This is a genomic window from Endozoicomonas sp. PH6C (assembly GCF_059322965.1).
Window position 1 is genome coordinate 2,955,242 of the sequence record NZ_CP185342.1, and the last position, 12,264, is coordinate 2,967,505.

The 12,264-nt window shown below is 49.0% G+C and carries 9 protein-coding genes; 6 read left to right on the forward strand and 3 right to left on the reverse strand.

The genetic code is table 11. The annotated features are described in order from the left end of the window. The first annotated feature begins 195 nt into the window (after positions 1-195). The 6 genes from ACOMG9_RS11085 (at position 196) to ACOMG9_RS11110 (ending at position 8,725) form a co-directional block, all read left to right on the forward strand. On the forward strand, positions 196-1,281 hold the full coding sequence (locus tag ACOMG9_RS11085; protein WP_448216950.1) for an AAA family ATPase: 1,086 nt from the start codon (positions 196-198) through the stop codon (positions 1,279-1,281). Next, the gene (locus tag ACOMG9_RS11090) at positions 1,278-1,937 is read left to right on the forward strand and encodes a DUF4276 family protein (protein ID WP_448216951.1); all 660 of its coding nucleotides are present in this window, start codon (positions 1,278-1,280) and stop codon (positions 1,935-1,937) included. The genes ACOMG9_RS11085 and ACOMG9_RS11090 overlap by 4 nt, the downstream gene beginning before the upstream one ends. Positions 1,938-2,072: 135 nt before the next feature. Beyond that, positions 2,073-3,512: a DUF3375 domain-containing protein gene (locus ACOMG9_RS11095; protein WP_448216952.1), complete on the forward strand. Its 1,440-nt coding sequence runs from the start codon at positions 2,073-2,075 to the stop codon at positions 3,510-3,512. A gap of 39 nt (positions 3,513-3,551) precedes the next feature. After that, positions 3,552-4,142: a DUF4194 domain-containing protein gene (locus ACOMG9_RS11100; protein ID WP_448216953.1), complete on the forward strand. Its 591-nt coding sequence runs from the start codon at positions 3,552-3,554 to the stop codon at positions 4,140-4,142. After that, complete coding sequence (locus tag ACOMG9_RS11105) at positions 4,123-7,545, forward strand: ATP-binding protein (protein ID WP_448216954.1); 3,423 nt, start codon at positions 4,123-4,125, stop codon at positions 7,543-7,545. Before ACOMG9_RS11100 ends, ACOMG9_RS11105 begins: the two co-directional genes overlap by 20 nt. A 1-nt stretch (position 7,546) precedes the next feature. Beyond that, positions 7,547-8,725 (forward strand): DUF3322 domain-containing protein, encoded by a 1,179-nt coding sequence (locus ACOMG9_RS11110; protein ID WP_448216955.1) that lies wholly within the window; start codon positions 7,547-7,549, stop codon positions 8,723-8,725. A gap of 225 nt (positions 8,726-8,950) precedes the next feature. Here the strand turns inward: ACOMG9_RS11110 and cydX are convergent, their stop codons facing one another. Genes cydX through ACOMG9_RS11125 form a run of 3 tightly spaced genes read right to left on the reverse strand, consistent with a single transcriptional unit; the run spans position 8,951 to position 11,806 of the window. Then, positions 8,951-9,073: a cytochrome bd-I oxidase subunit CydX gene (cydX, locus tag ACOMG9_RS11115; RefSeq protein ID WP_422137889.1), complete on the reverse strand. Its 123-nt coding sequence runs from the start codon at positions 9,071-9,073 to the stop codon at positions 8,951-8,953. A 12-nt stretch (positions 9,074-9,085) separates the two neighbouring features. Then, on the reverse strand, positions 9,086-10,219 hold the full coding sequence (gene cydB / locus ACOMG9_RS11120) for a cytochrome d ubiquinol oxidase subunit II (protein ID WP_422133609.1): 1,134 nt from the start codon (positions 10,217-10,219) through the stop codon (positions 9,086-9,088). 12 nt (positions 10,220-10,231) lie between these two features. After that, on the reverse strand, positions 10,232-11,806 hold the full coding sequence (locus ACOMG9_RS11125; RefSeq protein WP_448216956.1) for a cytochrome ubiquinol oxidase subunit I: 1,575 nt from the start codon (positions 11,804-11,806) through the stop codon (positions 10,232-10,234). Between the last annotated feature and the right edge of the window lie 458 nt (positions 11,807-12,264).

Genomic DNA, 12,264 nt, shown 5'->3' on the forward strand with positions numbered 1-12,264 from the left:
GTACTTTTGAAGCTAATTGGTCGCTATACGCTACCGTTAGTTCAGGACATCAGACAGAAGACGATTGCAGCGCTATATACTGTTGTAGAGAATGAGCCGCTCTGATCGGGCAACAAAAAAACCTCATCCAGTCATACAGCCATTCCACATCAAATCAGGTTATTATTGTAAATATTTTCTATACAGGAGTGTGCTATGCAGCCGGTCTCTGACGACAAGCAGCTGACTCACCTCAGAATTGGTGGCTTCAAGTCTATACGTTCGTGCGATTTGGAGCTGGGTTCCCTGAATATTTTGATAGGTGCGAATGGCGCAGGTAAGACGAACTTTATCAGCTTTTTCCGCCTTATTGGTCAGATTCTGTCGGGCAACCTGCAAAGAACTGTAGGCAAGCAGGGAGGCCCGGACGCTCTTTTAAGGCATGGGCGTAAGGTGACCCGGTCATTTGAGTCAGAACTGTATTTTGGTGACAAGGTATACATGTTGGAGCTGGAGCCAACAGCAGATAACCGAATGATGTTTCATCATGAATCTCTGGCGGCTGGGGGGCATATCAGCAATGCGGGGCATTTCGAAAGTTATGTCGGTCAGCATGTGACGGATGGTACAGAACAATCAGTATGTAATGCCATCACTAACTGGCGGGTTTATCATTTTCACGATACCAGTGAAACTGCGCTTGTAAAACAACCGAGCCAGATTAATGATAATGAATATCTACGACAGGATGCCAGAAATCTAGCTGCATTTTTGCTGCGTCTTAAACAGAACCATCCTGCGCATTACAAAAAAATAGTACGGGCTATCCAACTGGTGGCTCCATTTTTTGGGGATTTCCACCTTCGGTCCACTACACATAATGCAGATCAAATAGAGTTGGAATGGACCGAGAAGGGGATGGATGTTCCCCTTAAGGCTCATGCGCTTTCTGATGGTACTTTGCGTTTTATTTGTTTGGCTACCGTATTAAATCAGCCTGAAGACTTCATGCCCAGCACCCTGCTGATTGATGAACCTGAACTAGGGCTGCATCCTTATGCCATAGCGTTATTGTCAGCACAGTTGAAAGCTGTGTCACTCAGTCATCAGGTGATCGTTTCCACGCAGTCCGTTGAACTGGTGAATGAGTTTGAAGCTGATGATCTGGTGATTGTTAATCGGCGAAATGGTGAAACAGTTTTTGAACGAACGAGTGAGGAGAAACTCAAAGGCTGGTTGGAAGATTATTCTCTTGGGGATATCTGGAAGAAGAACCTCCTGGGAGGAAGGCCGTCAAAATGATTCGTCTGAACATAGTTGTAGAAGGACAGACGGAAGAGGCCTTCGTGAATGAAGTTCTGCAGGAGCATCTTCAACGGTTGGATATTTATACAACAGCTATTTTGCTCCGAACCAGCAAAACCGGGCGTGGAGGTGTATCCACATTCGCTAAGATCGAGAATCAGGTCAGTCGGCTTTGCAAGGAAGATACCGGAGCGTATGTGACCACGATGCTGGATTATTACGGCTTGCCGGGTGATTTCCCTTCTGTGGATCTGAAAAATCCAAAGGATATTTATGCTTCAGTGCAGCGGATAGAGGCAGATTTTCAAGCTCGCATTGGTTTCAGCCATCGTTTTATTCCTGGCATTATTCTGCATGAATTTGAAGCTTTGCTTTTCTCTGATGTGAATGGATTTGAAATACTGGAAGCAGACAGGCCTGGCTTGGTCGCTGACTTGGAAGAAGAAGTCGAAGGTCTGAAGCCGGAAGCTATCAACGATAGGCCTGAAACAGCGCCTTCCAAGCGTATCATCAAACATTTCAGAAGTTACCAGAAACCTTTCCATGGTAGTTTGGTTGCAATGGATATTGGGCTTGATGCCATGAGGGTCAAGTGTCCGCACTTTGCACAGTGGCTTGAAAAGCTGGAGCGATTAAAGCCAATAGTTTCCTGATTTTGTTTAAGCGCTTTCCACAGATCAGACCAGCGGCTCTGAGATATTGCCATTTACTGGTTAATTGCTGAATAAGCAATGTTCCACTTGAGCTGAGTGTCGGTACCGTAAACGCTATAGCAGCCCTGAGGTTTTATGGATTTTCACAGACTTGTCGGACTTCGCAGTCATCCCGCCTGGCGTCTATTACAGGCTGACAGCGCGCCGCTGATTATCAGCTTCCTGCATCGTTCTTTTATCGTGACCAATCAGCGTTCCATCGCTGCTGAAGAGCTGGCGACCCGGCTGGACGATTATCTGCACCATTTGCGTGAGAGCAGCGGTGAAAACAAATACCCCCGCAAAGGTCGGGACTACCTGAACGACTGGGCATCCGGGGAGCAGGGATATTTGCGCAAATATTATCCGGCTGCCAGTGTAGGCGATGAACCCCTGTTTGATTTGACACCGGCCACGGAGAAAGTGATCGAATGGCTGTCCGGGTTTGAGCAGAAACAGTTTGTGGGTACCGAGTCCCGTTTGTTGACGGTCTTTCGTCTTCTCAATGAAATTGCCCATGAGACGGAGGTCGACCCGCAGTTGAGAATCGATCGTCTGGAGCAGGAAAAAGCCGGGCTTGAACTCGAAATTGCTCGTTTGAAAAGTGGCCAGATGGCGCCTCATGACCCGACAAGAGTCAAAGAGAAATTCTTGCAGGCTGAAGATACCGCACGACAGTTATTATCAGATTTCCGCCAGGTAGAAGAGAACTTTCGCAGCCTTGACCGGGGCGTTCGGGAACGAATCACGATCAGCAATAGCGGCAAGGGGCAGATGCTGGATGATATTTTCTCGGAACAGGACGCCATCACCGAATCGGATCAGGGGCGTAGTTTCAAGGCGTTCTGGAGCTGGCTGATGTCGCCGTCCAGTCAGGATGAATTACAGACAATTCTGGAAAAAGTGCTGGCACTGCCCGAAGTGCGTAGCCTGCAACACGATGAGCTGCTGGGCCAAATTCGCTTCCGCTTGCTGGAGGCCGGAGAAAAAGTGAACAGCACTTGTGCGCAACTGGTGGAACAGCTCCGGCACTACCTGGCGGATCAGGCCTGGCTGGAAAATCGTCGCATCATGGAGATTGTCCGGGAGATCGAGCAGAGCGCTATCGCTGTGCGCCAGAGCCCGCCACCGGATAAACTCTTTACTACATTGCAGCCTTGTAAACCCGAGATTGAACTTCCTATGTCCCGTGGTCTGTTCCGCCCGGCTGTGCGCCCGGTGATTGAAGAGGTGCCGGAAGAAGGGCAGGCCGAATTTGACAGCACCGCTTTGTATAGCCAGCACTATGTGGATGAGCGGGAGCTGCGGGCACGTATTCGCCATGCGCTCCAGAATCGTCAGCAGATCAGTTTATCGGAACTGGTGAAACAGTATCCGGTTCGAAAGGGCTTGAGCGAAGTGGTGGCCTATCTGCATATAGCATCTGAATCGGATCATGCGCTGGTCAATGCTGAACAGGTTGAAGTGATTATCTGGCTGGATGACAAAGGACATCAGAAAGAAGCCTCAATGCCGGAAGTCATCTTTACCCGATGACGCTGAAATCAGACGACAGTTTACTGGAGAAAAGTTTTTGTGAATGATGACGTAGAAACAGCACAGGATGCCTCGCTCGGTGTAGTGGTTATTCATTTGATGAAAGGCGTTTTATATCGGGACAATAACCCTGCGGTCTGGCAGCAGTTACAGGATTTACATGCCAGAGTGATTGATTATGTCAAAGTGATTGGACTTGACCTGGTACTGGATGAAGCAGAAGGTTACGCTTTTCTGAAGCAGGTTAATGACGAAGAGCTGGCATTGCCGAAACTGGTCACCCGTCGTCCGTTAAGTTTTCCGGTCAGCTTACTCTGTGTGCTGCTGCGCAAGAAAATGGTGGAGCAGGATGCCGGTGGTGGTGAATCCAGGCTGATTTTGTCGCGGGAGCAAATTGTGGAAATGATGCGAGTCTTTCTGCCAGACCGCGCTAATGAAGCGCGTCTGTTTGATCAGATTGATACTCACCTCAATAAAGTCGCCGAATTCGGATTTCTGAAAAAACTGAACAGCAATCCGCCCGCCTGGGAAGTTCGCCGGATCATCAAGGCATTGGTAGATGCCGACTGGCTGGCGGATTTTAATGACAAGCTAAAGGTATACCGGGAACATGCAGAATCAAATAGTTGAGTTCAACGAGGACGATGGCAAGGCAGGATTCCGGCTCGAAAAACTGGAAGTGTTGAATTGGGGGACCTTCCATAAAAAAATCTGGTCGGCACAGCCGGATGGCAACAACAGTTTGTTAACCGGAGATATCGGTTCCGGTAAATCGACCCTGGTGGACGGGTTAACGACACTGTTAGTGCCCAGCCAGAAGATCACCTACAACAAAGCGGCAGGTGCGGAAACCCGTGAACGAAGCCTGACGTCTTATGTTCGCGGCTATTTCAAAAGCGCTAAAGATGATGACACGCTCAGTGCCAAAGCCGTCGCCCTGCGTGACCACAACAGTTACAGCGTGATCCTCGCCCGGTTCAGGAATGAAGGCTATGACCAGACGATCACTCTGGCACAGGTATTCTGGAGTCGGGATAACGCCAATACACCGGAACGCTTTTATATTGTTGCCCGAAAGCCGTTAACCATTGCCAGGCATTTCAGTGGTTTTGGCAGTGATATCGGTGACTTGAAAAAACAACTTAAACGTAAAGATCACCTGAAACTGTTTGACAGCTTCTCTCAGTATCAAGCGGAATTTCGTCGGCAGATGGGGATTGAAAACGATCAGGCGCTGGACTTGCTTTATCAGACTGTCTCGATGAAATCCGTGGGTAACTTAACAGAGTTTGTCCGCAGCCATATGCTCAAAAGCACCGATGTGGCGGATCGGGTAGATGAACTCAGTCGTCAGTTTGATAACCTCAATCGTGCCCATGAAGCCGTACTGAAAGCCCGCCAGCAAATAGAAAAACTGTCGCCACTGGTTCAGGATTGTGAGCGCTATTCGGAACTGGAAGCCGCCATTCATTCTTTAAAGCAGTGCCGGGAAGCGCTGTACGGATTCTTTGCTGACAAGAAAATTCAACTGTTAAATGATCGCATTGTTCGTCGGGAACAGGAGCAGACCAAACTCACCGCCAGACTGGAAGAAGCCCGGCAGCTGTTAACGGATTTGCGCTCGGAGTTGCGGGACATAGAGCGGGCGATAGATCAGAACGGCGGGCAACGACTCTCGGATCTGAAAACTGAAATAGAACGTTTGAACAGGGAAAGGGAGCGGTTGTCTGATGCCTGTGACAAATACCTTGGCCTGTGTCGTGAACTGGATATGCCGGAGCCAAAAGACGACGAAGGTTTTTATGGCAACCAGAAAGAGGCGCAGGAAAGTCGGCAACGGCTGGAACAGAAGCAGGCTGATTTACAGAACGAACAGGTGGAACAGGCCGTTGTTCTGAAGCAACTGCGGAATGAACATTCAGAACTGGAGCAGGAAATTGCTTCCCTGAAAGGGCGTAAGTCCAATATCCCAAGCCGTAACCTTGCCATTCGTGAAGCGCTTTGTGAGAACCTGTCCCTGTCGGAAGACACCCTGCCTTTTGCCGGTGAGCTGCTGCAAATCCGGGAAGAAGAAAAACAGTGGGAAGGGGCGGCTGAAAGAGTGCTGCATAATTTCGCCCTGAGCCTGCTGGTGCCCGACGATCATTATCAGGCAGTGGCCGACTATGTTAACCAGACCCATCTGAAAGGACGGCTGGTGTATTACCGGGTTCGGGAGCCTTCACGTCCAGTGCATGATGCCATAGACGAACACTCGCTGAGCCGTAAAATCTCGGTGAAAACCGACAGCCTGTTTTACGGCTGGCTGGAACAAGAGCTGATTCAGCGATTCGACTATACCTGCTGCGATAACATGGCAGACTTCCGCAGGATGAGCCGGGCGATTACCCCCAATGGCCAGATCAAAAGCAGCGGCAGCCGCCATGAAAAAGACGACCGCTACCGTATTGATGACCGATCTCGATATGTACTGGGTTGGAGTAATCGGGAAAAGATTTTTGCCCTGGAAACAGAACAAAAGCGGAAAGAGCAGACGATTCAAAAGGCGGCTGCGAAGCAGGCGCAATTTACCCATCGGCTGAAGGGGTTACAGAACAGTCAGTTGAAGCTGGAACTGTTATTGAATGTGCAAAGCTTTGCCGAGATTAACTGGCAGCCACTGGCGCTGCAGATTCAGACTCTTGAGAAAGAAAAACAACAGCTGGAAACCGGTTCGGACATCCTGAAAACCCTGCGGGAGCGCCAATCCCGATCCGAAGCCCTGATTGCTGAACAGGATCGGCTAAAGGAGAAGCTTGGGCAGGATGTGGGCAACCTGAACTCAAAGCTGGAGCGAGATCGTGACGATCGGGATCAGGCACAACGACTATTGGATGAACTGCCTGGCGAACACCGGGAAGCCTGTTTCCCTGAATTGGAGTTGCTGGAGCCAGAAGCACTGCCCGATAAAAAAATCACTATTGAAAGCTGTGACAGTGGTCAAGTCGTCATGCGTAAATGGCTGACCAGCCGGATTGATACACGTCAGAATACCGCCAAAAACCTGATCTCAAAAATTACCGGACAGATGTCCGATTATAAAAACGCTTACCCCCAGGAAACCCGGGAAGTGGATGCCGATGTTGCTTCTGCCGGAGAATTTTCCGGTATGCTGCAAACCTTGCAGGGTGAAGACCTGCCAAGGCATGAGCAGCGCTTCAAGCAAATGCTCAACGAAGGCACCATTCACAATATGGCGATGTTTCAGAACTGGCTGGATCATCAGCAGCAAACCATCAGGGACAAGATTGACACCATTAACCGCTCGCTGTCGGCGATTGATTACAGTGAAGGTTCTTATATCCGTCTGGTGGCGGATAGTAACCGTGACCCGGAAATCAATCAGTTCAAAATCGACCTGCGTAATTGTCTGGGGGACAGCCTGTCGCCCGATACCAGTGAACACTATGCAGAAAACAAGTTTCTTCAGGTGAAAGAGATTATTGAACGGTTTAATGGCCGGGAAGGGCAGAGCGACCTTGATAAGCGCTGGACCAAAAAAGTCACGGACGTGCGCAACTGGTTCCTGTTTAATGCCTCTGAACGTTACCGTGAAGACGACTCCGAAAAGGAATTTTATTCCGATTCGGCGGGAAAATCCGGGGGGCAGAAAGAAAAGCTGGCCTACACTATCCTGGCGGCGGCACTGGTCTACCAGTTTGGTCTCGAGTGGGGAGAGAAACGCTCACGGTCATTCCGTTTCGTGATGATTGATGAAGCCTTTGGCCGGGGATCTGATGAATCTGCCCGATATGGACTGGAGTTGTTCCGCAAGCTCAATCTGCAACTGTTGATTGTGACGCCTCTACAGAAAATTCATGTGATAGAAGACTACGTCAGCTCGGTGCATTTTGTTCATAACGAAGGCGGCTGCAACTCGGTCTTGCAGAACCTGACCATTGAGGAGTATCGCAGGGATAAACAGCAATATCTGCTGGAGCAAAAAGAGCAGATGCTCGCAGGCATTGATCCTGTTTCGGTGACTGTGAATTAGTATGATTTCCCAGAAAGAACTGAAAAAGAAAGCCCTGCGCCCTTGGGTGTCTGGGACTTTCCTGAAAAGCTGGCTGAATGATGAGGTGTTTTTCCCCTTTGAGGTTCCTTTCAAAACACCGTCAGGGCGTACCCTGAGCAGTGAATTTATTCAGGTTCGGGACTGGGTTGCAGAATTGCACCGTCATTCCAGGGCCGTCACCGGTAGCGGCTATCAACTGGAATATCGCACCATCAGTCACCAGCAGTTAGGGCAGCAAAGGCTACCCCATAAAATCCTGTTTGAAAGCAGGGACGACTGGCTGACCTTTATTGGGCAGCAGTCGGCTTTCAAACAGTTTCAGGCCTTGGCCAATCAGACCCGACGACAGCTTCCGCAGGTCATGCCGTTGGTTAACAGCAAACCAGTGAAATTACTGGATTATGCTGATGTCTGGCCTCAGCTGATTAAAGTCTGCCGCTATTTTCAGCTCAACCCTCAGCCATACCGGTATATCCGGCAACTGGATATTCAGGGTGTTGATACCAAATTTATTGAATCTCACAAAGGCGTGCTATCAGATCTACTCATGCTGGCACTTGAACCGGGAGAATTCGACGACAGCGTATCGGGTATAGCCGAGAATGGCTTTGAGCGTCGCTTTGGGTTGTGTTATGACGAGCCATTGATCCGCTTTCGCCTGCTGGACTCAGCGGCCCCGGCCACAGATATGAGTGTGCCGCTATCACAGTTTGTTGATCCGGGTGTAAGCCGGGTCTTTATCACCGAGAATAAAATAAATGGCCTGACTTTCCCGTCAGTAAAAGATGCCATAGTCATTTTCGGGCTGGGATATGGCATTCGATCTCTGTTCTCACTGAACTGGCTTGAGGACAAACAAATCAGCTATTGGGGGGATATTGATACCCACGGTTTTTCTATATTGTCGCAACTGCGAGGTCGCTTCCGGCAAACAGAGTCGCTATTAATGGATCAGGCAACACTGGACATGCACATGCCTCTTTGTGTGGAAGAACCTGAAAGCAAGCGTTTTTTGGCGGAGCTTACCAACCTGACGAACAGAGAGCAGGTGTTGTTTGACGCTTTGCGTCAAAACAAACTGAGCAAAAATCTTAGGCTCGAGCAGGAGCGCATTGCTTTTTCTTGCCTGAGGGAGGCTTTAGCGGCTGGGGCTTGCTGAAGCATGAAATTGGGTTATAGCTCGAGCAGCTAGTGCATAGGGATTTTTTAGAAGCGATTGTATAAAACGCCACTCATGACATTTTGAGCAGTAGAGTGGCGTTTTCTTCCTGAGCAACTAAATCTTGCCATAAGGCACGATCCGGAATTATTGCTTCTTTTTGGGCATGTTTGGGAACGAAAATTGAGCTTGGGAGTAACAAAAAATTACTCCCAAACACCTGCCCTAGTCATCTAACTCGTTGATATCATTATCAAATCCCATATCATGAAACTCATACCACATGACATTGATGATACCAAAGGCACACGCAAGGAGTACGCCCAGAATCCAGGCAAAATACCACATAGTCTGCCCTCCTTAGTAAAGTGAGTGGGTGTTTTCGTTAAGGTGTTCTGCTGTCATACGACCCCACAATTTGTAGAAACACCAGATGGTGTATCCCAGAATGATGGGAACAAATATCATGGCAACCACTGTCATAATTCCCAGCGTCAGGTAACTGGACGTTGCATCCCACAGTGTCAGGCTAACGTTAGGGTGGGTGCTGGACGGCAGAATAAATGGAAACAGTGAGAAGCCGGCTGTCATGATAATGCCTGCCTGGGTGATTGAACTGCAGGTAAAGGCCAGGCCGTGCAGACGGCTGTTGGCCAGCAGGAAGACACCAATGGCGCCAGCAAAACCCATGACCGGTGCAATCAGCATAACCGGGTACTTGGTGTAATTAGCCAACCAGATGCCTGCGTCAGCTATGTGAACTGTTTTGATCAGAGGGTTGGCTTCGCCATTCATAACCAGACCGCTGACGACCTCAAAGCCGGGCAGGTTAGCTACCCAGACACCCGCAAGTGCAAAGGTGACAATGGTCGCAAGGGCAGAGATGCGGGCGACAATGGTCGCACGCTCTTTGATCGGGCTACCAGAGCGCATGCTTTGCCACACAGATCCCTGCATGGTTAGCATAGAGACACTGACAACACCACAAAGAAGGGCAAAGGGGTTCAACAATGAGAAGAAACCCTGAGTAAAACTGGAGCGCATTGTGTCATCCAGATTAAAACCAAAGCCCAGGAACAGGTTGCCAAAGGCTACGCCGAATACCAGAGAAGGTACGATGCCGCTGATAAAGAGACCCCAGTCACAGTACTTTGTCTGCTCAGGTTTAACCTTGGAGCGATAATCAAAGGCCAGCGGACGGACAATCAGTGCGAACAGAACCAGCAGCATGGCCCAGTAGAAGCCAGAGAAAGCTGTGGCATAAACGATAGGCCAGGCCGCAAACAGTGCGCCACCTGAAGTGATCAGCCAAACCTGGTTGCCGTCCCAGTGAGGGGCGACGGCATTGATCATGATACGACGCTCTTCGTCGGTTTTGCTCATGAAAGGTAGCAGGTTGGCGGTCCCCAGATCGTACCCGTCCATTATGGCAAAGCCAATGAACAGGACACCGATCAGAACCCACCAGATGAATTTGAGAACTTCGTAGTCCATAAGGGCCTCCTTTTATGCCTGAGCCATATCGTCGGTACGATTACGTTCAAAGTGGTAGCGGCCAGTGTGCAGGCTGCTAGGACCTTTGCGGGCATATTTAACGATCAGGTAAATTTCGATAATGATGCAGATACTGTAGAGCGCAGTAAAACCAATGATGCTGAGCCAGAGGTCTGCTTCTGTCCGGGTAGAAGCAGACAGATAGGTAGGCAGTATGCCTGAGATCGACCAGGGCTGACGACCAAACTCAGCAACGAACCATCCCATTTCACTGGCAATGAACGGCAGTGGCAACGAATAGAAACAGAGTTTAAGGAATGTTGGGCTGTTGTACTCAGTTCTGCGGGCTGTCTTGTAGAAGGCGGTTACAAGCAGCAGGAGCATCACAACACCGAGACCCACCATGATTCTGAAAGAGAAAAACAGTGGCCACACGGTCGGAATAGCCTCTTCTGCAGCCTGCCGAACCATTTGGGGTGTCGCGCTTCGAATGTCGTCGGTATATCGGCTGAGTAACAAGCCATAACCCAGGTCATCCACGACTTTATCAAACTCGCGACGATTGTCGGGTGTATCTTCACCATTTTTAAGTTTTTCAAGCAGTTCGTAGGCTTTGATACCATTGTTGATTCTCTGAATCTTGTCGTCGATCAGATCTTTGATACCCAGTACTTCTGTGTTTGTTGAGCGGGTTGCGATTATGCCCATGACGTAAGGGATTTTGATCGCGTAATCTGTTTTCTGCTCTTCCTGGTTGGGGAGTCCAAAAACAGTAAAAGCGGCCGGTGCAGGTTCGGTGTCCCACTCGGCCTCAATCGCTGCCAGCTTGACCTGCTGAACGTCTCCCAGTTCATAACCGGATTCATCGCCTAGCAGAAGCGTAGAGAGGATGGATGCCAGACCAAAGCCTGCGGCTACCGCAAATGAACGACGTGCGAAACCTATATCACGGCCTTTAAGCATGTACCAGGCACTGATAGACAGTACAAATATGGCACCTGTTGTATAACCGGCAGAAACCGTATGAATAAATTTCACCTGAGCTACAGGGTTCAGAATCAGGTCAGCAAAGTTGGTCATTTCCATGCGCATGGTTTCATAATTGAACTCTGCACCCACCGGGTTCTGCATCCAGGCGTTAGCAATCAGTATCCACATGGCCGATAGGTTAGTACCTATAGCCATGAGCCAGGTACAAGCCAGATGCTGAACTTTACTGAGTCGGTCCCAGCCGAAGAAGAACATGCCGACAAACGTTGACTCGAGGAAGAAGGCCATCAGGGCTTCAATGGCCAGTGGAGCACCAAAAATGTCACCAACATAATGGGAGTAGTATGACCAGTTGGTTCCGAACTGAAATTCCATGGTGAGGCCGGTAGCAACGCCGAGTGCAAAGTTAATACCGAACAATTTACCCCAGAATTTGGTCATATCCCGATAGACTTGTTTGCCGGTCATAACATAAACCGACTCCATGATCGCCAGAATGAAGGTCATGCCCAGGGTCAGCGGCACAAAGAGGAAGTGATAGAGTGCTGTCATCGCGAACTGGAATCGCGACAGGTCGATGATTTCGTCTGTAATCATGGTGCTCCTCGTTTATGACAGTGTTAAATCAAATCCGTACTGGAAATCAGAAAATGCATGCTGCCACAGAGGTCCTTTTTGTGCTGCAGTTACCGCGCATTCTGGATAATAGATACATGCTAAATGCATGTATGTGGCCGGTGCGCCGGTATATACGAGTTTTAGATGGGTCTGGATCAATCTGTGGCTGGTTAAACAGATTTGTGGACATGTTACTCGGATTTGTTACGTATATGAACTACAGTAGGACGCAAAGTTTGATCTTCATCAAAAATGTTTAAAATATATTGTTATCCAGGTGTTTTTTAGGGATATAAATGTTTTTTGTTTGAATATAAAGAATAAATCACTGTGTAAAAACGAAACATTCGAAATGTAAAGTGAATTTTTGGCTATAAGGAATGCTGATAGATGTAATAACTGTCTATCAGTATTTCTGATTGGCATATAGAAAATAT

Coding starts and splice junctions, on each gene's coding strand:
- ACOMG9_RS11085 (WP_448216950.1), top strand. CDS start 196: ATGCAGCCGGTCTCTGACGACAAGCAGCTGACTCACCTCAGAATTGGT.
- ACOMG9_RS11090 (WP_448216951.1), top strand. CDS start 1,278: ATGATTCGTCTGAACATAGTTGTAGAAGGACAGACGGAAGAGGCCTTC.
- ACOMG9_RS11095 (WP_448216952.1), top strand. CDS start 2,073: ATGGATTTTCACAGACTTGTCGGACTTCGCAGTCATCCCGCCTGGCGT.
- ACOMG9_RS11105 (WP_448216954.1), top strand. CDS start 4,123: ATGCAGAATCAAATAGTTGAGTTCAACGAGGACGATGGCAAGGCAGGA.
- ACOMG9_RS11110 (WP_448216955.1), top strand. CDS start 7,547: ATGATTTCCCAGAAAGAACTGAAAAAGAAAGCCCTGCGCCCTTGGGTG.
- cydX (WP_422137889.1), bottom strand. CDS start 9,073: ATGTGGTATTTTGCCTGGATTCTGGGCGTACTCCTTGCGTGTGCCTTT.
- cydB (WP_422133609.1), bottom strand. CDS start 10,219: ATGGACTACGAAGTTCTCAAATTCATCTGGTGGGTTCTGATCGGTGTC.
- ACOMG9_RS11125 (WP_448216956.1), bottom strand. CDS start 11,806: ATGATTACAGACGAAATCATCGACCTGTCGCGATTCCAGTTCGCGATG.